The following is a 20218-nucleotide window of genomic DNA, read 5'->3' on the forward strand; positions in this document are numbered from 1 at the left end:
CAGCCCACGCGTCAAATGCTGAACGACGTGCCCGTTTGCCCCGTCGATTCGCGCAGGCCCTTTATCCACTTGCGCGCGGGCAGCCCGAGCTTCGCCTCGATCAGCTTCGCGCGCTGCTCCAGCTGCGCGTACGGCACTTCGAGCGCAGGACCGGAGAACGCGAGCGCGATCCGGTTGCCTTCGTGCACTTCCGGCAACGCGACCACGCGGCCATCGAAAGCGGCCTTCAGATGCTTCATGTTGCGCACGAAGCTCGGATGGTCGCCGAACAGGTTGATGGTGACGACGCCCGCCTGGGTGAGGCACGCCCGCACCGCGCGGTAAAAGCCGACGCTGTCGAGCACCGGGCCACGCGCCGTGGCGTCGTAGACGTCGATCTGCATGGCGCCGATGGTGCCGTGGTTGGCGCGGTCGTTGACGAACTCCCACGCATCGCGCTCGTGCACGGTGAGGCGGGCGTCGTCGTGCGGCAGCGCGAACATGGTGCGGGCGGCCACCACCACGGCCGGATTCACTTCCACCGCCTCCACCTTCGCGGGACGCAGAAAGCGGTACGCGAACTTCGTCAGCGCCGCGGCGCCGAGCCCAAGCTGGACGATGCGCTTCGGCGTACCGAGGAACAGCAGCCACGCCATCATCTGCTCGGCATACTCCAGCTCGATGGCGTCCGGCTTGCTGAGCCGCATCGCACCCTGCACCCATTCCGTGCCGAAGTGCAGGTAACGCACGCCGCCTTCTTCGGAAAACGTGACCGGCGCGAAGCGCGGCTTGCGCGGCGCCTCGATGAAATACGCGCTGTCTGCTGCGGTGTCGGCTGCGAGGGCGTGGCGCTGCATGCGCTTCGGGCGCGCCGTCTCGTGGCGCTTGCCGGCTTTCAGGCCCGGGGCCGCGATGGCGAGGTCGGCGCGGGTTTCGCGGCTGTCGCGAGTGGAACGGGAGGCGCGGGCCTCGGCGGAGGCGCGTTTGATGAGCGTGGTCATGAAGGGAGGCCGGGCTGAAGTGCCGAAATTTCAAAGGATCGAGAGGATAGCATCCGGCGGCCAGGCGCCCATTCTCAGGCCGCCGCGTCGGACGGTCCGCGTGCCCCGGCGAGTATGCCATCGCCGCACGGGTTGGGCTGCCGTCGCAGTGCGTCTGCGCCTGTGGCAAATCGAGCGCACCATTGCGCCCACATCTGCCGATACGCGCGCTCCCTATTCGTAGCGAAGCGCGCGCGCCATCCATCAGCGGCGGCTGCGTCATGCGCGGCCGCAGGCTCGCACGCAACGCCGCAAGCCGACGCGCGTCGTGAGCCAGTTCAACGGCAAGCTGAACGGACTGTTCGTCGGTGGAAGCGGCGAGTTCGGCAAGCCCCGGGTTCGCAAGCTGACTCAAGCCGCTCCGCCCCACCACCGAGCGGCCCACACGTGTGACGACCGACACCCCATCCACAGCGCATCGAGGCTCGTGGTGTGGCCGTTGTACGGAAACGTGTCGAGCGCGAGGTCGATTTCGCGATACGTCTCGAGATACTTGTTCGCGCGGACGGAAAGTAAGGAACGCGACACGCCCGATATCGATGCAATGCGCCGCAAGCCGCGCCGCGAAGCGCTCGCGCATCAGGCCCGGCGGCGCCATCAGAACCGGCCGCGCCTCGGGTACGGCGCGCATGACATGCACCCACATCGCGAGCGAAGTGATGATCGAAATCGAACGCGGTAACGGCAAGCGTCCCACGACAAGGCCAGATCGAAGTCGTATTCGCGGCCTCACTTCGGAGCACGGGCTGCCTGATGGCAACGAGCGGACGCGCCCTGACGCCCTCGCCGCGTCGGCCGGCCAGCCCAGCCGCTTACTTGCGCAACGCCGCGCGCGCTTTCAGCCCGGCCGGCGAAATTCGTTTTCCACCCAGCTCGCCGCGCTCGCCTTGCTCAGCTTGAAGTTCGGCGCCACCTGCACTTGAGCAAGCTGCTCGCCAAAGGCATCCAGCGCGGTCAAGAGCGCGTACGGCTCGTCCTCGTCGGGAACGATATCCAGCGTGATCTCCAATTCGCCGTCGCCCGCTGCCGCCGCGACCGTCACGCTCTTATGCAACTGCGCGCGTAGTTGCTGCTCGTGCCGACGCAATACCTCCGAAGCAGTTTTCACCAGCGTATTGAATGCCGCGGTGTCGAGCGGCTTCGGATCTTTCTTGTTGCGGCCCATGGTCCATGGGCCGACGAGAGCAGGCTCCTGCTCGCCGTCCTTGATCATCTCGACGGCCCAGCCATCGTCGTCCTCGTTCTTGATGACGCGCGCGGTCCAGCCGCCGTCGCGCCACAGACAGTCCTCGTGAACTGTTTCGGGCACGTCTGCGTCATGGCTTTCGGCTGCGGAATCGATGGCGCAGTCAGGTGATGGAAGAGACGTATTGGTCATTTCGGGCTCGCTGATTTCGTACGGCGCATTAGGCACAATGCATGCGATTCTACCTGCCAGGGCGCGCGGCAAACGCCGCGCTATGACGAACGGATAAGACACCGATGTTGCCGCGCCGCCGGATGACCCATTGCCACACGATGCCCGCACACTGCTGAACGCAAGCAGGTAGCCGCATTACGCCGACACCCATGTACGTAATGAATGCCGTTTTGCTCGAGACCTGCAATGACAGGCCCGTACCACCACGGGAATTCGACCTGAATTGGCCGCGAAAAACGAAATTCACCATTGCGGACAACACGCTTGGTTTTTGGTGACCGCTTTCCTAGCCTTTGCGCTATGGGGCGCAGACTCGATTTGGTACGGTCGGCCGGCGGCAACGCGTCGATACCGCGCAATACCGGCCCGATAAGCCTTATCGTGCATGGCTTGAATTGAGTAGCAATTGAGCCGTTTTCGTCTGCGTCGAAAATTCTGGTCCAATCAGAGAGAGGAGCGAGTCATGAACAAGACAACCAGCACACTGGTCGCAGCCGGTATTGCGCTTATGTTGTCGGGTGGTGCTTATGCACAAGGCAACAACACGCTTGCGACCCCGACTACAAAGTCGCCGGCCGATGCAAAGAGCGGCTACGGCACGCCGGGTGACACCAGCTCGGACAGCGGTCGTGCGTCGCAGAACTCGAACCAGCCGAGTGCGACGAACACGGGTTCAGCGTTACCCTCGTTCGGTGTCAACAACACGCTGGCGACACCGACCACGAAATCACCCGCAGCCCACGATTAGCCACGGCGAATAGGCAAAAGCTTGCCGGTCGGGAATGCGCAAAAGCACGTGAGTGACTTAGGGACAAGCTCGAGAGGCCATGGGCGAAGACGCGGATGGCCCCCCACACACGCTATTCCCACGCGTTCGTGTTCGATCGAAAGATCAATGCCTGCACCCCCTTGTACCGCGGGTGCAGGCATTCCCGCCCCATCAGCCCCGCGCTGCGCCTACTCCACCAACCACTTACGCAACGCCTCCCACGCCCTCAATTTCTGGGCATAGGGCACGGCCGCATAAGCCGGGCTGCTTGAAGGAAGCTTGACGAGATCGAGCGACGGGCGGCTCTCCGCCAGCGCCTGCATACCTATCTTTGCGGCAGTGCCGCCGTTGAATGCGACGGCGGCAAGATTCGGCAACCCTGCCACGAGCGCGGCAAGATCGTTCGTCGCATGATCGCGAATGTTGCTATCCAGACTGCCCTCCCGCCGCGCCTTCGCAATCACATCCCAAAGCCCGACGCGATGATCGAGCAGCGCTTCCAGCCGCTCGTCGTAATTCATGTGCGGCAACGCCTCGCCAATCACATCCCCCATCAAATGCCAAAACCGGTTCTGCTTGTGCGCGTAGTACTGCCCTTGCGCGAGCGACATCTCGCCAGGCAGGCTGCCGAGTATCAGCAGCCGCGTGTTGCTGTCCACGACCGGGGCAAAGCAGTGTTTGAGTGACATGGGATCGAGCGCTCAAGAACGGGGGCGCCGCTGCCGCAGCGCCGATTCCATCGCGTCGCGAGACTCCAGTGCGCAAGGCTCATGGCTTGCATGCGGCACCAGCGACACAAACGGCACCGGCGGCACCGGCGGCACATCGGCCGCATGCAAGCCATGTGCTGTATGCGCCCGCGAAGCAACGTGATCGAGTGGACCGCGCCCGCGCGACGAATACACCCCGCGCGAAACAGCCGCCGTCATTGCATCGAGGTGCGCCCACAGCGCCGGCAGCATGCATTCGGTCACCATGAGCGGTGCGCCGCATCGCGTGAAAACCGAGCGCCGCGCGACCAGCGCGTGCGGCCGCCGCTCTTCGTCGCCCTGCGCCGCGGCCAGCCGATAGAGCGGATGCCGAGCGTTCACGCGACGGCTCACGAGCGCCGATCGCGCCACGCTGCTGTCGCTGTAGAGCAGTTCGGCGAGCGGCCGCGTGCGCAGCCGCCGCATGGCCTGCCACACGCCAATGCTCGCGGCGAGCGGCGCGACGCTGTGCGCCGCGACGAACGGCACGCCATCGACAGCCAGCACGACCTCGCGCACCCACACGGGCGCACGCGGCGCGAGCCCAAGCGGAACATGCTCGTCGGACCACGGCAACGCCACGGCCTCGCGCGTCACGTGCACCGCCACCGTGCCGAGCGTGCGCAGATGCGCGGTGAGCGAACCACCGCGGGTGAGCCAGTCTTTCTGATGGGAAGTGAAGCCGGGCATGGGCGCGACACGCCAGTGCGCGTCGGCAGCATCGAGACGAATAACCATGGCGGGCATTATAGGACGGGGCGCGGCACGGCCAGCGGCACGCCGCCCCGCTGCCCTGTTACCCCGTTTTACCCCCTTACCCCGCTCGCGCGATCAACAGCGCGTTCGTGCGCTTCACGAAAGACGCCGGATCGTCGAGCGCACCGCCCTCGGCCAGCAGCGCCTGGTCGAAGAGCAGATGGCACCAGTCGTCGAAGTCCGCGCTGTCGGTGCGCAGTGCCTTCACGAGCGCATGCTCGGGGTTCACTTCGAGGATCGGATGGAACATGGGCGCCTGCTGGCCCGCCGCCTTCAGCATGCGCTGCAGGTAGCCGCTCATCTCGCCCTCGTCGGCCACGAGGCACGAGGGCGAATCGGTCAGGCGAAACGTGAGGCGCACGTCTTTGGCCTTGTCCTTGAGCGCTTCCTTCATCTTCTCGACGAGCGGCTTGAGTTCGTCGGAGACCTTCTCCTGCTGCTTCTTTTCCTCGTCGTCGAGCGCGCCCAGGTCGAGGTCGCCGCGCGCCACGCTTTGCAGCGGCTTGCCGTCGAACTCGGTGAGGAACGAGAGCATCCATTCGTCCACGCGGTCGGTGAGCAGCAGCACTTCGATGCCCTTCTTGCGGAACACCTCGAGGTGCGGGCTGCTCTTCGCCGCCTGCCACGTGTCGGCCGTGACGTAGTAGATCTTCGTCTGCTCGGGCTTCATGCGGCCGACGTACTCGGCCAGCGACACGTTCTGCTCGGCTGAGTCGTTGTGCGTCGACGCAAAGCGCGCGAGCTTCGCGATGCGCTCGCGGTTGGCAAAGTCTTCGCCAATGCCTTCCTTGAGCACCTGGCCGAACTCGTTCCAGAAGGTGGCGTACTTCGCCTTGCCCTCATCGGTCTCCGCGTTCGCCAGCTCTTCGAGCATGGAGAGCGCGCGCTTGGTCACGCCCTCGCGGATCGCCTTCACGTCGCGGCTTTCCTGCAGGATTTCGCGCGACACGTTGAGCGGCAGATCGCTCGAATCCACCACGCCCTTCACGAAACGCAGATAGGCTGGCAGAAGCTGCTCGGCGTCGTCCATGATGAAGACGCGCTTCACGTAGAGCTTCAGGCCGCCGCGATGGTCGCGGTTCCAGAGATCGAACGGCGCATGCGCGGGCACGTAGAGCAGCTGCGTGTATTCGCTGCGGCCTTCCACGCGGTTGTGCGTCCACGTGAGCGGGTCCTGATGGTCGTGCGAAAGGTGCTGGTAGAACTGCGTGTACTGCTCGTCGGTGATTTCGCTTTTCGGACGGGTCCACAGCGCGCTTGCCTGGTTGACCGTGTCGTCTTCGTCCTTCGTGACCATCTCGCTCTTCTCGGCGTCCCATTCCTCCTTCTTCATGAGGATGGGCAGCGCCACGTGGTCCGAGTACTTCTGGATGATCGACTTGAGTTTGAAGGTGGAGAGCAGTTCGTCCTCGCCTTCGCGCAAATGCAGCGTGATGGTCGTGCCGCGCTGCTTGCGCTCGATGGTTTCCACCGCGAAGTCGCCCTCGCCCGCGCTTTCCCAGCGCACGCCTTCGGCGGCCGGCAGGCCGGCGCGGCGCGTTTCCACCGTGATGCGGTCGGCCACGATGAAGCCCGAGTAGAAGCCCACGCCGAACTGGCCGATCAGCGCCGCGTCTTTCTGCTGGTCGCCCGAGAGCTTGCTGAAGAATTCCTTGGTGCCCGAGCGCGCGATGGTGCCGAGGTGCGAGATCGCCTCGTCGCGGCTCATGCCGATGCCGTTGTCGTCGATGGTGACGGTGCGCGCCGCCTTGTCGTACGAGACACGGATGCGCAGGTTCGGGTCGTCTTCGTAGAGCGCGCTGTTGGCAAGGGCTTCGAAGCGCAGCTTGTCCGCCGCGTCCGAGGCGTTCGAGATCAGTTCGCGAAGAAAGATCTCCTTATTGCTGTACAGCGAATGGATCATCAGTTGCAGAAGCTGCTTCACTTCTGCCTGAAAGCTCATGGTTTCTTGTGCCATGGTCGAATTTCCCTTCGGTTGCTGGTTTGGCCAGTGTCGTTGATCACGCGAGCGCCGAAATGGGGCCGGCGCCCGCTCTTTTCAAGAGGCCCGGCGCACCACGCTTTCCAGATAGCGATTGAGGAAAGCGGGCAGCGCCGGGTCGCCGCAGTTGGCGACGTTAAAGCGCATCCAGGTGGAGGGCGACTGGTTCGGCGAGAACAGGCTGCCCGGCGTGAGCAGGAAGCCGGCCTCGTGCCCTGCCGCTGCTAGCGCGTCGGAATCCACACCGGTGTCGGCCCACAGGAACATGCCCGCGCCGGGCGCCGAGAAAAGCCGCAGCCCCGTCTTTTCCAGCATCCGCGCGGCCTTGTCGCGCACGCCGTCCAGCCGCGCGCGCAGGCGCTCCACGTGACGCCGGTAGTGCCCTTCGGTCAGCACCTTGTACAGCACGCGCTCGTTCAGTTCGGGCGTCGTCATGCCGACCAGCATCTTCTGGTCGGCCACGGCTCTCGTCACCGGCAGCGCGGCCGCAACGAATCCGACCCGCAGATTCGCCGCCAGCGTCTTCGAATAGCTGCCGAGGTAAATCACGCGCCGCAGCTGGTCGAGGCTCGCGAGCCGCGTGGCCGGATAACCGGGCGGGCACAGATCGCCGTAGATGTCGTCTTCCACCACGATGAAGTCGTACGCTTCGGCGAGCCGCAGAATACGAAACGCCTGCGCCGCGGTGAGCGACGTGCCCGTGGGGTTCTGCAGCACCGAATTGACGACGAGCATGCGCGGCCGCCACGTCTGGACCAGCGTTTCGAGCGCGTCGAGGTCCGGCCCTTCGGGCGTGTACGGCATGCCGACCAGCCGCGCGCCCTGCGAGACGAAGCGGCCGAACATCTGGAACCACGCCGGGTCGCCCACCACGACGGTGTCGCCCGGCTGTACGTAGAGTCGCGCGAGCAGGTCGATGGCCTGGGTGATGCCGGAGACCAGCACGACCTGTTCCGGCGACGCGCCGATCTCCAGTTCCTCGAGCCGCGTCTGCAACTGCTGGCGCAGCGGCAGAAAGCCCTGCGGTGTGCCGAAGCCGAGCAGTTGGCCGCCGCTCTGGCGACCCAGGGACCGCAGCGCGCCCGCAATCAGTTCGCCGTCCAGCCAGCGGTTGGGCAGGTAGCCGAGCCCCGGCCCTTTCTCGGGCCGCGTCGAGGTGTGCAGCATGTTACGCAGGAGCCACACCACATCGATGGTGCTCGGCGCCGGGCCGGCGTCGGCAGCGTTCGCCGCGCCGGTGGCGGCCCGCCGCTCGCCCGCCACCGGCGCGATGAGCCGCTCACGCACGTAGAACCCCGAGCCGCGCCGCGAATCCAGATACCCCTGGGCGACGAGCCGCTCGTAGGCCTCCACCACGGTGAAGCGCGAGACGCCCTTGTCGAGCGCGAGCTTGCGGATGGACGGCATGCGCATGCCGGGCCGGAACACGCGTTCCTCGATGCGGCGGCGGCCCCACTGCACGAGCTGGTCGACGAGCGTGAGCGTGGCTGCGTCGTGGGGCGCGGGAATCTGGTCGAGCGGGACGGACATGGCGGCTCCAACTGTACCGAACATTACCCGGCCGATTGTACCGTTACTGTGCAGGTCGAAACCGTTACATTTGACCGGACACGCTGCTTACCCTGGCGTCCTTTTGCCTTCCGAACGCTCATGACCGCACCGAAGCTCAGTCTCGACCACCTCGTCATCACCGCCCGCACCCTCGAAGAGGGCGCCCGCTACGTCGCCGACACGCTCGGCGTGGAACTCGCCGGCGGCGGCGCGCATCCGCTGATGCGCACGCACAACCGGCTCGTCAACCTGTGGGGCGGCATGTACCTCGAAGTGATCGCGATCGACCCGAACGCGGCGGCCCCGGCAGCAGGCGCGCGGCCCCGGCTCTTCGCGCTCGACGACCCGCTCACGCATGCGCGCCTCGAAAACGGTCCGTATCTCTCGCATTGGGTGGCGCGTGTCGAGCGGCCGCGCAACCTCGTCTTGTGGCAAGCGCAGTACCCGGAGCGCATCGCATCCGTTGTGCCCATGACGCGCGGCGACTTCAGCTGGGCGCTCACGGTTCCCGCGGACGGCGCATTCCCCGCCTGGCACGGCGCGGGCGACGGCATCGTGCCGTCGCTGATCCAGTGGGACACACCGCGGCACCCCACGGCGGTGCTACCCGAGACCGGCATTGCGCTGCGTTCGCTGAAGGGTTTTTGTCCGCAGTCGCAGCTCGCGACGCTGCGCGAGCAACTGGAATGGCTTGGTGCCGCGCATCTGATCGAGCTGAACGAGTGTGCCGAAGACGCGCTGCCCTCGCTCGCCGCCGAATTCGAAACGCGCGACGGTCTGCGCACGCTCGGCGGGCCGACGCGATGAACTCTCGCGACACGCTTTCCCACCCAAGCCCAGGCCAGGCCACGGCAAAAGCCACTCACGCACGCGAATCCCGCGGCATGCTGCTCGGGCTCGTGGGCGTCATGATCTTCAGCCTCACGCTGCCGATGACGCACATCGTCGTCGAGCAGTTTCATCCGCTGCTCAACGGGCTGGGCCGCGCGCTCGTCGCCGCCGTGCCGGCCGGCGTGCTGCTCGCATGGCGGCGCGAGCGCCCGCCGACGTGGCAGCAGGTGAAAGGCCTCGCGCTCGTGGCGCTGGGCGTGATCGTGGCGTTCCCCGTGTTCTCGGCGTGGGCGATGAAGACGGTGCCGGCCTCGCACGGCGCCGTGGTGGGCGGGCTCCAGCCGCTTTGCGTCGCGCTCTATGCCGCCTGGCTATCTCACGAACGGCCGTCGAAAGCGTTCTGGGCCAGCGCGTTGGCGGGCAGCGCAATCGTCGTCGCCTTCGCGTTGCAGGCGGGCGGCGGACGGCCCGCCGCGGGCGATCTGCTGATGCTCGTGGCCGTGGGCATCGGCGCGCTCGGCTATGCCGAAGGCGCACGGCTCGCACGGCAGATGGGCGGCTGGCAGGTGATCTGCTGGGCGCTCGTGCTCTGCGCGCCCATCCTGCTCGTGCCGGTGGGTTGGCTCGCGTGGCAGCATCATCTCCAGCATCCCGAACCCGTTGCGCTGAAAACGTGGCTCGCGTTCGGCTACGTGACGCTGTTTTCCCAGTTCATCGGCTTCTTCGCCTGGTACGCCGGCCTCGCCATGGGCGGCACTGCGCGCGTGGGCCAGGTGCAACTGCTGCAGATTTTCTTCACGATGGCGTTTTCGGCGCTGTTCTTCGGCGAAGCCGTCGCGGCCTCGACCTGGCTCTACGCGGCCGCCGTGATCGTCACGGTGGTGCTCGGTCGCCGGGCTGCCGTGCATACGGCACTCAAGCCCGCCCGCGCCGCCTGAAGAACTCGCGTCATAATTGCAGTCTTGATCGCTGATCTGCGCCTGCCCATTCGTGCCCGCAGATCCGCGCCACCCGATTCATACATCGCCAGTCACGCCCCACCGAACGAGGAGACATATGGACCATAGCGACCTTCGCGCCCCCACGTGGCAACTGTCCGAACGCGCCCGCAAGCTCACCAGTTCGGCGATTCGCGAAATCCTCAAGGTCACGGAGCGGCCCGAGGTCATCTCGTTCGCAGGCGGCCTGCCCTCGCCCGCCACGTTCCCGGTGCAAGAGATGCGCGAAGCCTCGGAGCGCATCCTGCGCGATGCGCCCGCCGCCGCGCTCCAGTACAGCGCCACCGAAGGCTACCTGCCGCTGCGCGAGTGGGTGGCCGCACGCTACTCGGTGGGCGGCGTGCAGATTCGCCCGACGCAGGTGCTCATTACGACGGGCTCGCAGCAGGCGCTCGACCTGCTCGGCAAAGTGCTGGTGTGTCCACAAAGCCCGGTGCTCGTGGAAACGCCCACCTACCTCGGCGCGCTCCAGTCCTTCTCGCTGTACGAGCCGCACTACGTCCAGGTGCCCACCGACGAGGCGGGTCTGATCCCCGCCGGCCTCACGCCGGAACTCACGGCCGGCGCGCGCCTGCTGTACGCACAGCCGAACTTCCAGAATCCGACGGGCCGGCGCCTGCCGCTCGAACGCCGCCGCGCGCTGGCCGAATTCGCCATGAACGCGCCCTTCCCCGTGGTGGAAGACGACCCCTACGGCGCACTCGACTACGCTGGCGAGCCGCTGCCCACGCTGCTTTCGATGGCGCCGGAACACATCGTGCATCTCGGTTCGTTCTCGAAGGTGCTTGCGCCGGGCCTGCGCGTGGGCTACATCGTCGCGCCCGAGGAATTGCACTTCAAGCTCGTGCAGGCCAAGCAGGCAACGGACCTGCACACGCCCAGCTTCACGCAGCGCATCGTGCACGAGGTCGTGAAGGACGGCTTCCTCGACCGTCACGTGCCCACCATTCGCGCGCTATATCGTGACCAGTGTGCCGCGATGCTGGCCGCGCTCGAACGCTACATGCCCGAGGGCGTGAGCTGGAACCGGCCGGAGGGCGGCATGTTCATCTGGGTGTCGCTGCCCGCGCACATCGACAGCATGAAGCTGCTCGAAGAGGCTGTGGCCAACAACGTGGCCTTCGTGCCGGGCGCGCCGTTCTATGCGGACCACCCCGAGCACAACAAGCTGCGCCTGTCGTTCGTCACCGTGCCGCCCGCGAAGATCGACGAAGGCGTGGCGAAGCTCGCGGCGCTCGTGCGTACGCACCTGTGAGGCTGCAAGCCTGCAAAGCACGCACCGCCCCAATATTTTTTTGACCGAACCGAACGAGGACTTCTCACCATGGCTCAATCCAACGTCTACGACCGTCTCAAGGAACTCGGCATCGAGTTGCCCGTGGCCGGCGCACCCGCTGCCGCCTACGTCATGAGCGCGCAGACCGGCAACACCGTCTATCTCTCCGGCCATATCGCGAAGAAAGACGGCAAGGTGTGGGCCGGCAAGCTCGGCGACACGCTCGCCACCGAAGAAGGCAAGGCCGCCGCGCGCGCCATCGCCATCGACCTCATCGCCACACTGCACGCGCACGTGGGCGACCTGAACCGCGTCACGCGCATCGTGAAGGTGATGAGCCTCGTGAACTCCACGCTGACGTTCACGGAGCAGCATCTCGTGACGAACGGCGCGTCCGAACTCTTCGTCGAAGTGTTCGGCGAGCGCGGCAAGCACGCGCGCTCGGCATTCGGCGTCGCACAGATTCCGCTGGGCGCGTGCGTCGAGATCGAACTCGTGGCCGAAGTCGAGTAAGCGATGCCGGCGCAAACCGTGCGCTTTGCGCAGGTCGATGTTTTCACCGCGGTGCCGTTCAAGGGCAACCCGCTCGCCGTGGTGTTCGACGCCGACACGCTCACGACCGACCAGATGCAGCAGATCGCGCGCTGGACCAATCTCTCCGAGACGGCGTTCCTGCTGGCACCTACGGACCCCGCCGCCGACTACCGCGTGCGCATCTTCACGCCGAGCGCCGAACTGCCGTTCGCGGGACATCCGACGCTCGGCAGCGCGCACGCCGTACGCGAGAGCGGCTACCAGCCGAAGCAGCCGGGCCGGCTCGTGCAGCAGTGCGCCGCGGGCCTGATCGAGCTGACGGCGCGCGGCGAGCGCGTCTGGGCCTTCGCGGCGCCGCCGGCGCGCGTCACGCCACTGCCGGCCGAGCGCTATGCGGAGCTGTCTGCTGCGCTCCGCATCGACGTAGCGCAGGCCGTCGAGACGACGGGTGAGCCGCCCTTCGCCGTGGACAACGGTGCGCCGTGGCTCGTCGTCCGGTTGCCGTCGCCCGAGGCTTGCCTTGCGGTGAACGCCGACCCTGCCGCGCTGGGGCCGGTCACGCGCGCGGCGGGCACGCACGGGGTCGCGCTCTACGCGCCTCATCCCGCGGGCGGCCCCGCTACGTTCGAGGTGCGCTGCCTGATGTCCGGCGGCGGTTTCGGCGTAGGCGAAGACCCGGTCACGGGCAGCGCGAATGCCGCCATCGCCCAGCTTCTGTCGCTGCGGCAGAAACAGCCGGGACGGTCCTATACCGCGCGTCAGGGCACCGCGCTTGGCCGCGACGGCCGGATCTACGTGGATTACGACCAGGCCGGCGGCAAAACCTGGATTGGCGGCGAATCCTTCACGGTAATCGAAGGCACGTTCAGGCTGCCATGAATGTGCAGCGGCGTTCGTGCCGGGCTCGCAGCCGACACGAACGCCGTTGAACGCCCCTCGCCGCCCCGTCCCGAGGAGCGCGTCGCGATCTGATGTAACAAGCCCGTATATCCGCTTTGCCACGCTTTTCGAGGCACGCAATCCCGCCCTATCCACTATTCATATCCGCCAAAAGCCGCGGCATGACAAAACAATGCAAACTGGGTAGGAACGGCACAAAACGATAAGGCAAAGAAAGAAAACATGGCGGGCACGGCACGCCGCGAGCGGTGGACGAAATCCTCGAAAAGCCGCGCGGTATCTGGGTTTGACCGCCGCCCGGGGAGCCCGGGCATGGCAACGTTTTCGCGTGCCATTTCGGGGGCGCGTATACCCGAAGCGGCGACGCTTCCTTATTCCATTGCCATTCAGTAATATCGGGCCGTATATGGCGCCTGGCTGGGGCGGGCGCCTTCTCGTTCACGTTCCCGTGCAGACTTTGCGTTCCAGTCCAGACCTTCATGCAGGGTTTGCACGTCACGGTTTGAGCACGGGGTTGTGCACTTCTCCTCGCTCCGTCCGGTACTTCTGATCACCATGCAGCCAACCAGTCAACACGCGCGGTCGACGTACACGGAGCCACTGGCCCGACATGCGGGGCGCCGGCCAGCACGATGAATCCTCTTCGGTTCCCCGCGACGCGCGACGCCCTGTCCTGGCGTGACCCGGCCTCCGCCTTGTCACGCCGGCGGGCGCTGCTTGTCATTCCCGCGCTTGGCGTCCTGATTCTCGTGTTGCTGTGGGCGGTGATCTTCGCGCGGCTCTCGGTGGAAAAAGACTCCGCTTATCGGGAGGCCATGGCGTCGGCGGCCATTCTGTCGTCGGCGCTCGAGCAGCACACGGTGAAGGCGATTCACCAGGTCGACCAGATCACGCGTTTCGTCAAATTCGAGTTCGAGAAATCGCCGGACCGTTTCGATCTGTCCAGCACGGTGGAAAAAGGCGTGGTGCAGAGCGACACGCTGATCCAGGTTTCCCTGATCGACGAGCACGGCAAGCTCGTGGCCAATACCGCCGACCCGAACGCGAAGCACATCGACCTCTCCGACCGCGAACACTTCCGCGTGCACGAGCACGAGAACGACGACCAGCTCTTCATCAGCAAGCCGGTGCTGGGCCGCGTGTCGGGCCACTGGACCTTGCAGATGACGCGCCGGCTCAACCATCCCGACGGCTCGTTCGCGGGCGTCGTGGTGGTGTCCGAAGACCCGAGCTACTTCACGAGCGACTTCTACAACAACGCCGCCATTGGCCGCGACGGCGTGATCGCGGTGATCTCGGACAACGGCACCGTGCTTGCGCGCCGCACCGGCAGCGCCGAGCGGGCGATGGGCGCCTTCACGGCAAGCGGCATCTATCCGACTTCGGAGCACGTCTCGGGCACCTACGTCGACCCGATCGATCACGTGACGCGCATCGTCTCGTACCGGCATATCGACGGCTATCCGCTCGGCGTGCTGGTGGGCCTTTCGCAGGCCGAGGAGTTCGCGGACTACAACCACACGCGCAACGTGTACCTGCTGATGGCGACGTTCATCTCGCTCGCCATGCTGTCGTTCTTCGCGGTGGCCACGGGTCTGATCGGCAAGCTGCTGGGGCGCGAGCGCGAGATGACGCATCTCGTCGAATACGACCTGCTCACGGGCCTGCGCAACCGCTACGCCACGCTGCAGAACCTGCGTCACGACGTGGCGCTGCCAGCGAACCTGGGGCACCTCGCGATCCTCTTCATCGACCTCGACGACTTCAAGGCGGTGAACGACACGCTCGGCCACAACGCGGGCGACATCGTGCTGCAGATGACGGCAACGCGCCTCGCCGTGGCCGTGGGCGACGCGGGCACGCTCTCGCGCATCGGCGGCGACGAGTTCGTGGTGGTGGTGAAAGGCGACAACGTCGAGAAGCGCGCCGTCGATCTGGCCGGCGCGATTGCCGGCGTGTTTTCGAAGCCCTTCGAGGTGCGCGGCAGTTCGTTCGTGCTGCACGCGAGCATCGGCATCGCGCTCTATTCGGTCGCGCATGAAAGCGAAATCGACCTGCTCAAGAAAGCGGACCTCGCGATGTACAGCGCGAAAGACGCCGGCAAGAACTGCTACCAGTTCTACTCGCCGCAGCTTTCGCATCGTGCGGATCACCTGATGAAGTGGGAGCAGCAGTTGCGCGTCGCGCTGGCCGAGGGGCAGCTCTTTCTCGCCTACCAGCCGAAGATCGACCTCGCGCAGCGCTGCATTACGGGCTTCGAGGCGCTCGTGCGCTGGAACCATCCACAGTACGGGCTGATCCCGGCCAACGAGTTCATTCCCGTTGCGGAATCCACGGGTCTCATCGTGCCGATCGGCGACTTCGTGATTCAGACCGCGTGCCGTCAGCTCGCCGAGTGGCAGCAGCAAGGGTACGAAACGCTCTCGCTCGCGGTGAACATCTCGGCCGTGCAGTTCTGGCGTGGCGACCTTTATGAAACGGTGTCGCAGGCCGTCGAAGAAACGGGCATTTCCGCGCGGCGCCTCGAACTCGAAATTACCGAGACGGCGATGATGGAGTACCCCGAACTCGTGTCCGAAAAGATCTTCGCGTTGAAGCGCCTCGGCGTGCGCATCGCGCTGGACGACTTCGGCACCGGCTACTCGTCGCTTTCGTACCTGAACCGTTTTTCGGTGGACACGTTGAAGGTGGACCGCACCTTCGTGCAGGCCATTCCGGGCGACCGCAGCGTCTGCGTGATGGTGAGCGCCATCGTGAATCTGGCCCGCTCGCTCGGCCTCACGGTCGTGGTGGAAGGCACGGAAACCGAGGAGCAGATTGCCTGGCTCGCGCAACTCGGCCAGATCGAAGCGCAAGGTTTCCTGTTCTCGAAACCCGTGCCCGCAGACGGCATTCCGGCGCTGCTGGAGCGCTTCGGCGTTTGCGGCACCGAACGGCATCCGATTGCGCACGAAGGTCACGTCGACGTGAGCGACGCGTCCAGCGCGGGCTGAGTGGGCTGAAGGGGCTGAGCGGCTGGGTATCGCCGCGCGGCGTTGCCGGTTTTTCGCCCGCTCGGCAACGCCACGTACACCGATAGCCGTCAATAACGACAACACACGCAGCCGATACCCTTTGACCTGCGCCGTCTGGCCTGACGGTGCAAGGCAGCAACAACCGTCCGGCCGAACGAGGGGCGCGCGCAACACCAGCGCGCCGCAGCCATGCCAACCACAAGCCAGACTGTCGACACTACCGTGAGCACGGGAGCCGCCGAGCATCGGCAGGAACCGCTTTGGGCGCTGTTTCGCGTGGTGTTCGTGCTTTCGGCAATGTCGTGGGGCGGGCTTGCGTTGATGGCCCAGCTCGAGCATCACTACGTGGAGCGCGAGGGCCGGCTTTCGCGCGTGGCGTTCTCGGACCTCATCGCGCTCGCGTGGATGGTGCCGGGCCCGGTGGGCTGCAACGTCGCCGTGCAGTTGGGCCACGCGTTGCGCGGCAGTGCAGGCGCCTGGGTCGCCGGCGTAGCCAGCGTGCTGCCCTTCTTCCTGTTGATGACGCTCTTCGCGACCTTCTACCAGACACCGGCGATGCAGGCGATCGTGTCGCCCACGCTCATCAACCACTTCAGCGTGGTGCTGGCGTCGCTGATTCTCGTGACCTGGTACAAGCAGACGCGCGCGCTGGTACGCGGCCGGCTCGAATGGGCAGCAATGCTCGCGGCCACCGTGGCGCTCGCCTACGCCCATGCAGCGGCGGCCTACGTGGTGATTCTCTGTGCGTCTTTCGGCGCAGGCTGGCTGGCGAGTCCCGAACGCCAGTCGCGTTTGAAGTTCGCCGTGGCGCGCGGCGACTGGCAGTTGATTGCCGGACTCGCCGTGCTGATCGTCGTGTTTGCCGTGCCGTTGCCGCATCGCTTCGAACTCGCGCTGCTGTGGCCGCGGCTCGCGGGCGCCGGCATGACGCTGTTCGGCGGCGGTTTTTCGGCGCTGCCCGTGTTGAAGACCTTGTTCGTCACGCCCGGCGTGGGCATCTCCGACAGCGACTTCACGCTCGCGTTCTCGCTCTCGCCGTTGTCGCCGGGACCGCTGCTCAACGTCGTGCCGTTCTTCGGCTACCTCGTGGATGGCTGGCCCGGCGCATTGATCGCCACACTCGCGCTCTTTGTGCCGTCGGGATGTCTTGTCGTGCTCGCACGGCGCCACCTGCTCCAGCTGAAAACCAACGCCCGCTTCGAGCACGGACTGCGCCTTCTGCGCGCCGCCACCACGGCATTTCTCGCTGTGGCCGTGCTGCGCATTGCCCGCCATGTGCCGATGCAGCCGGCCTACCTCGTCACCGCCGCGTTCTCATGCGTGTGTTTCGCGCGGCTCAAGCTGCCGGTCTATCTGGTGTACGGCACCGTTGCCGTGGCGTGCGGCTTGTGGCTCTTCTACGCGCACGTGCTGTGACGGCATGCGACATGAGAAGAGGCGCATGAAGTGCGCCTCTGGGAAACGGCCTTGCGGAAGGATTTAGAAGCCTCGCCCCAGCACCGCCATCCCCACCGTCACCACGCCCAGCACGATGTTGATGATTACGAGCTGGCGCATGGTGGCCACGGCGCGCGCGCCGTCGGGCCACTTCTGCGCCTGCACGGCGCGTTGAATACGAGGGAATACGGCAAAACGGATGTGCCCGAAGATCAGCATCATCACGACGCCGATGCCGGCCATGGCATGCATGGGCCACGACGCCTGGCCGCCGCCGAACTTGACGAGCAGAAAGCCGCCGGTACCGAGAATCACAAGCACCGAGCCCGCCACCCAGTTGAAAAAGCGCCCGAACACCGAAGCGACGAGCGGCAGACGCAGCTGCGGCGACAGGTCTTCGAGCGCGGGGCGCAGGCAGAAACTCGCGAATACCATGCCGCCCACCCAGACGGCGACGGCCAGCAAATGCAAAAAGAGCGCGATGTCGATCGCCTTGCCCATATGTGTCTTCCTCTCGTGATATAGAACCGCCGCGCAGGCCAGCTTTCGACCATTCCCGCGCGGCGCAGTTCAGGGCATCGATGCAATCGAAGGCGCTGCACGGCGGCACTGCACCGCGCCGCCCAGGATGCATCGCTCAGTTTCCTGCGCCCGCGGGCAGCGCAGGCCGCAGGCCGCTCACCTTGAGCCGCGTCTCCGGCGCGCGGCCCTTGCGTGCGCGCTTGCCGACGTGCGGGGCGAGCGCCGCGCCTGCCAGCGTCTCTTCGGCGACCTTGCCGCCACGGCCCGTGCCCATGAGCACGACGCCCGCCTTACCGATTGCGAGCGCCTGGGTCAGCGTCTCTTGCGGGTCGAGCGCCATCAGCGTCACGCCACGGCCGCCGCCCGAGAGCGTCTTCATCTCGTCGAGGCCGAACACCAGCAGCCGGCCGCCGCCCGAAAGACACGCCACCTGGGTCACGCCCGGGAACATCGGCATGGGCGCGAGCGGCATCGCGCCTTCGTCGATGGTCATGAACGACTTGCCCGCCTTCACACGGCTCACCATGTCGCCCACCTTCGCGATGAAGCCGAAGCCGTTGCTCGACGCGAGCAGCAGCGCCTGGTCGGCGGGCGCCGCGAAGTAATGCATCAGATGCGAGCCCGATTCGAGTTCGATCAGCGACGTCACCGGCACGCCGTCGCCGCGGCCGCCCGGCAGCAGCGCCACGGCCACCGAGTAGACGCGTCCGTTGCTGCCCCACGCGATGAGCGTGTCCGGCGTGCGGCACTGGAACGCCGCGTAGAGGCCGTCGCCGGCCTTGAACGAGAAGCCGGCCGGATCGAGCCCGTGGCCCTTCAGCGCACGCACCCAGCCGCGCTGCGACACCACCACCGTGACGGGCTCGTCCACCACGCGTGCTTCGAACGTGGCGCGCTTTTCCTGCTGGATCAGCGTGCGGCGCTCGTCGCCGTATTGCTTCGCGTCGGCTTCGATTTCCTTCACGATGAGCCGCTTCATCGACGACTCGTTCGCGAGCAGCTCTTCGAGCTTCGCCTTCTCGTCGCGCAACTCTTCGAGCTCCTTCTCGATCTTGATCTTCTCGAGCCGGGCCAACTGGCGCAGCCGGATTTCGAGAATGTCGTCGGCCTGGCGCTCGGAGAGGCCAAACGCGGACATCAGCGCGGCCTTCGGTTCGTCCGACTCGCGAATGATGCGGATCACCTCGTCGATGTTCAGGAAAACGATCATCCGCCCTTCGAGGATATGGATGCGATCGTTCACCTTCGCGAGCCGATGCTGGCTGCGCCGCGTGACGGTGGCAAAGCGGAAACCGACCCACTCGGCGAGGATTTCGCTGATGCCTTTCTGCCGCGGCCGGCCGTCCCCGCCGATCATCACGAGGTTCAGCGTGGCATTCGATTCGAGGCTCGTATGCGCGAGCAGCGAGTTCACGAATTCGGTCTGGTCGATGCGGCTCGACTTCGGCTCGAACACGAGCCGCACGGGCGCGTCTTTGCCCGACTCGTCGCGCACGGTGTCGAGCAAGGCGAGCATGGACTGCTTGACCTGCAACTGCTCCGGCGTGAGCGACTTCTTGCCGAGCTTGATCTTCGGATTGGTGAGCTCCTCGATTTCCTCGAGCACCTTCTGGCCCGAGGTGTTCGGCGGCAGCTCGGTAATGACGAGCTGCCACTGGCCGCGCGCCAGGTCTTCGATCTTCCAGCGCGCGCGCACCTTGAGGCTGCCGCGGCCCGTTTCGTACGCGGCGGCAATCTCGGCCTCGCTCGAAATGATCTGGCCGCCGCCCGGGAAGTCGGGTCCGGGCACCTTCTCCATCAGTTCCGCGTGCGAGATCTTCGGATTGCGGATCATCGCCACGGCCGCCGCGGCGACTTCGCGCAGGTTGTGCGAAGGGATCTCGGTCGCAAGACCCACCGCGATGCCCGATGCGCCGTTCAGGAGCAGCATCGGCAGACGCGCGGGCAGCGTCTTCGGTTCCTGGAAGGAGCCGTCGTAGTTCGGCATGAAGTCGACGGTGCCCTGATCGATTTCGTCGAGCAGGAGCTTCGCAATGGGCGTGAGCCGCGCTTCGGTGTAGCGCATGGCCGCCGCACCGTCGCCGTCGCGCGAGCCGAAGTTGCCCTGGCCGTCGATGAGCGGATAGCGCATCGAGAAGTCCTGCGCGAGACGCACGAGCGCGTCGTAGGCGGACTGGTCGCCGTGCGGGTGGTACTTGCCGAGCACGTCGCCCACCACGCGCGCCGATTTCACGGGCTTGGCGTTGTCGCCCAGCCCCATCTCGTTCATCGCGAACAGGATGCGGCGCTGCACCGGCTTCTGGCCGTCGCAGACGTCGGGCAACGCGCGGCCCTTCACCACGCTCACGGCGTAGTCGAGATACGCGCGCTCCGCGTAGTGGCCGAGCGTCAGGAACTCGCCCGCGGGGGCGGCCGGCTCGGTGAAAAGATCGTCCTGTTGGTCCATTGAATCAATCCGTGT

17 protein-coding genes are annotated in these 20218 nt (G+C 66.0%); 8 read left to right on the plus strand and 9 right to left on the minus strand.

The window, feature by feature from the left end:
• Positions 1-11: 11 nt before the first annotated feature.
• From PXJ20_RS17980 to PXJ20_RS17990, 3 genes are all read right to left on the minus strand, one after another.
• Positions 12-980, minus strand: coding sequence for a spermidine synthase (locus PXJ20_RS17980; RefSeq protein WP_421030563.1), 969 nt, complete (start codon positions 978-980; stop codon positions 12-14).
• A gap of 390 nt (positions 981-1370) precedes the next feature.
• Positions 1371-1547 (minus strand): hypothetical protein, encoded by a 177-nt coding sequence (locus tag PXJ20_RS17985; protein WP_413213397.1) that lies wholly within the window; start codon positions 1545-1547, stop codon positions 1371-1373.
• A gap of 310 nt (positions 1548-1857) precedes the next feature.
• Complete coding sequence (locus tag PXJ20_RS17990) at positions 1858-2397, minus strand: hypothetical protein (protein ID WP_017774318.1); 540 nt, start codon at positions 2395-2397, stop codon at positions 1858-1860.
• A 505-nt stretch (positions 2398-2902) separates the two neighbouring features.
• Between PXJ20_RS17990 and PXJ20_RS17995 the strand changes: the two genes are divergently transcribed.
• Positions 2903-3187 (plus strand): hypothetical protein, encoded by a 285-nt coding sequence (locus tag PXJ20_RS17995; RefSeq protein ID WP_017774317.1) that lies wholly within the window; start codon positions 2903-2905, stop codon positions 3185-3187.
• A 209-nt stretch (positions 3188-3396) separates the two neighbouring features.
• On the opposite strand, the gene PXJ20_RS18000 is transcribed toward PXJ20_RS17995, so the two are convergent.
• The 4 genes from PXJ20_RS18000 to PXJ20_RS18015 all read right to left on the minus strand — a co-directional run bounded on the left by PXJ20_RS18000 (position 3397) and on the right by PXJ20_RS18015 (position 8224).
• Positions 3397-3897 (minus strand): DNA-deoxyinosine glycosylase, encoded by a 501-nt coding sequence (locus PXJ20_RS18000; protein WP_421030562.1) that lies wholly within the window; start codon positions 3895-3897, stop codon positions 3397-3399.
• A 12-nt stretch (positions 3898-3909) separates the two neighbouring features.
• The gene (locus PXJ20_RS18005) at positions 3910-4695 is read right to left on the minus strand and encodes a chorismate--pyruvate lyase family protein (protein ID WP_421030561.1); all 786 of its coding nucleotides are present in this window, start codon (positions 4693-4695) and stop codon (positions 3910-3912) included.
• Positions 4696-4771: 76 nt separating this feature from the next.
• Positions 4772-6670 carry a molecular chaperone HtpG gene (htpG, locus tag PXJ20_RS18010; RefSeq protein WP_421030560.1) on the minus strand — a complete coding sequence of 633 codons (1899 nt, stop codon included), beginning with the start codon at positions 6668-6670 and terminating at the stop codon, positions 4772-4774.
• An 81-nt stretch (positions 6671-6751) separates the two neighbouring features.
• Complete coding sequence (locus tag PXJ20_RS18015) at positions 6752-8224, minus strand: PLP-dependent aminotransferase family protein (RefSeq protein WP_421030559.1); 1473 nt, start codon at positions 8222-8224, stop codon at positions 6752-6754.
• 120 nt (positions 8225-8344) lie between these two features.
• Between PXJ20_RS18015 and PXJ20_RS18020 the strand changes: the two genes are divergently transcribed.
• The 7 genes from PXJ20_RS18020 to PXJ20_RS18050 all read left to right on the plus strand — a co-directional run bounded on the left by PXJ20_RS18020 (position 8345) and on the right by PXJ20_RS18050 (position 17214).
• A complete protein-coding gene (locus tag PXJ20_RS18020) occupies positions 8345-9052 on the plus strand; it encodes a VOC family protein (protein WP_126878455.1) in 708 nt (235 codons plus the stop codon).
• Between the two features lie 77 nt (positions 9053-9129).
• The gene (locus tag PXJ20_RS18025; RefSeq protein ID WP_421030994.1) at positions 9130-10014 is read left to right on the plus strand and encodes a DMT family transporter; all 885 of its coding nucleotides are present in this window, start codon (positions 9130-9132) and stop codon (positions 10012-10014) included.
• A gap of 118 nt (positions 10015-10132) precedes the next feature.
• Positions 10133-11329, plus strand: coding sequence for a PLP-dependent aminotransferase family protein (locus PXJ20_RS18030; RefSeq protein WP_421030558.1), 1197 nt, complete (start codon positions 10133-10135; stop codon positions 11327-11329).
• Positions 11330-11398: 69 nt separating this feature from the next.
• Positions 11399-11863, plus strand: coding sequence for a RidA family protein (locus PXJ20_RS18035; protein WP_017774310.1), 465 nt, complete (start codon positions 11399-11401; stop codon positions 11861-11863).
• Positions 11864-11866: 3 nt separating this feature from the next.
• A complete protein-coding gene (locus PXJ20_RS18040) occupies positions 11867-12763 on the plus strand; it encodes a PhzF family phenazine biosynthesis protein (protein ID WP_421030557.1) in 897 nt (298 codons plus the stop codon).
• A 653-nt stretch (positions 12764-13416) separates the two neighbouring features.
• Positions 13417-15777 carry a bifunctional diguanylate cyclase/phosphodiesterase gene (locus PXJ20_RS18045; RefSeq protein WP_421030556.1) on the plus strand — a complete coding sequence of 787 codons (2361 nt, stop codon included), beginning with the start codon at positions 13417-13419 and terminating at the stop codon, positions 15775-15777.
• A 210-nt stretch (positions 15778-15987) separates the two neighbouring features.
• Positions 15988-17214, plus strand: a complete 1227-nt coding sequence (locus tag PXJ20_RS18050; protein WP_421030555.1) for a chromate transporter — start codon at positions 15988-15990, stop codon at positions 17212-17214.
• 63 nt (positions 17215-17277) lie between these two features.
• Here the strand turns inward: PXJ20_RS18050 and PXJ20_RS18055 are convergent, their stop codons facing one another.
• The gene (locus PXJ20_RS18055; protein ID WP_017774306.1) at positions 17278-17736 is read right to left on the minus strand and encodes a DUF4149 domain-containing protein; all 459 of its coding nucleotides are present in this window, start codon (positions 17734-17736) and stop codon (positions 17278-17280) included.
• 136 nt (positions 17737-17872) lie between these two features.
• A complete protein-coding gene (gene parC, locus PXJ20_RS18060; RefSeq protein WP_421030554.1) occupies positions 17873-20203 on the minus strand; it encodes a DNA topoisomerase IV subunit A in 2331 nt (776 codons plus the stop codon).
• Positions 20204-20218: the final 15 nt, after the last annotated feature.

The sequence above is a fragment of the Paraburkholderia sp. A1RI_3L genome, from assembly GCF_048957895.1.
GTDB lineage: Bacteria > Pseudomonadota > Gammaproteobacteria > Burkholderiales > Burkholderiaceae > Paraburkholderia > Paraburkholderia kururiensis.

Excerpts from the sequence above, each read along its gene's own strand:
- PXJ20_RS17980 (WP_421030563.1), bottom strand. The coding sequence starts at position 980 with ATGACCACGCTCATCAAACGCGCCTCCGCCGAGGCCCGCGCCTCCCGT.
- PXJ20_RS17990 (WP_017774318.1), bottom strand. The coding sequence starts at position 2,397 with ATGACCAATACGTCTCTTCCATCACCTGACTGCGCCATCGATTCCGCA.
- PXJ20_RS17995 (WP_017774317.1), top strand. The coding sequence starts at position 2,903 with ATGAACAAGACAACCAGCACACTGGTCGCAGCCGGTATTGCGCTTATG.
- PXJ20_RS18000 (WP_421030562.1), bottom strand. The coding sequence starts at position 3,897 with ATGTCACTCAAACACTGCTTTGCCCCGGTCGTGGACAGCAACACGCGG.
- PXJ20_RS18005 (WP_421030561.1), bottom strand. The coding sequence starts at position 4,695 with ATGGTTATTCGTCTCGATGCTGCCGACGCGCACTGGCGTGTCGCGCCC.
- htpG (WP_421030560.1), bottom strand. The coding sequence starts at position 6,670 with ATGGCACAAGAAACCATGAGCTTTCAGGCAGAAGTGAAGCAGCTTCTG.
- PXJ20_RS18015 (WP_421030559.1), bottom strand. The coding sequence starts at position 8,224 with ATGTCCGTCCCGCTCGACCAGATTCCCGCGCCCCACGACGCAGCCACG.
- PXJ20_RS18020 (WP_126878455.1), top strand. The coding sequence starts at position 8,345 with ATGACCGCACCGAAGCTCAGTCTCGACCACCTCGTCATCACCGCCCGC.
- PXJ20_RS18025 (WP_421030994.1), top strand. The coding sequence starts at position 9,130 with ATGCTGCTCGGGCTCGTGGGCGTCATGATCTTCAGCCTCACGCTGCCG.
- PXJ20_RS18030 (WP_421030558.1), top strand. The coding sequence starts at position 10,133 with ATGGACCATAGCGACCTTCGCGCCCCCACGTGGCAACTGTCCGAACGC.
- PXJ20_RS18035 (WP_017774310.1), top strand. The coding sequence starts at position 11,399 with ATGGCTCAATCCAACGTCTACGACCGTCTCAAGGAACTCGGCATCGAG.
- PXJ20_RS18040 (WP_421030557.1), top strand. The coding sequence starts at position 11,867 with ATGCCGGCGCAAACCGTGCGCTTTGCGCAGGTCGATGTTTTCACCGCG.
- PXJ20_RS18045 (WP_421030556.1), top strand. The coding sequence starts at position 13,417 with ATGAATCCTCTTCGGTTCCCCGCGACGCGCGACGCCCTGTCCTGGCGT.
- PXJ20_RS18050 (WP_421030555.1), top strand. The coding sequence starts at position 15,988 with ATGCCAACCACAAGCCAGACTGTCGACACTACCGTGAGCACGGGAGCC.
- PXJ20_RS18055 (WP_017774306.1), bottom strand. The coding sequence starts at position 17,736 with ATGGGCAAGGCGATCGACATCGCGCTCTTTTTGCATTTGCTGGCCGTC.
- parC (WP_421030554.1), bottom strand. The coding sequence starts at position 20,203 with ATGGACCAACAGGACGATCTTTTCACCGAGCCGGCCGCCCCCGCGGGC.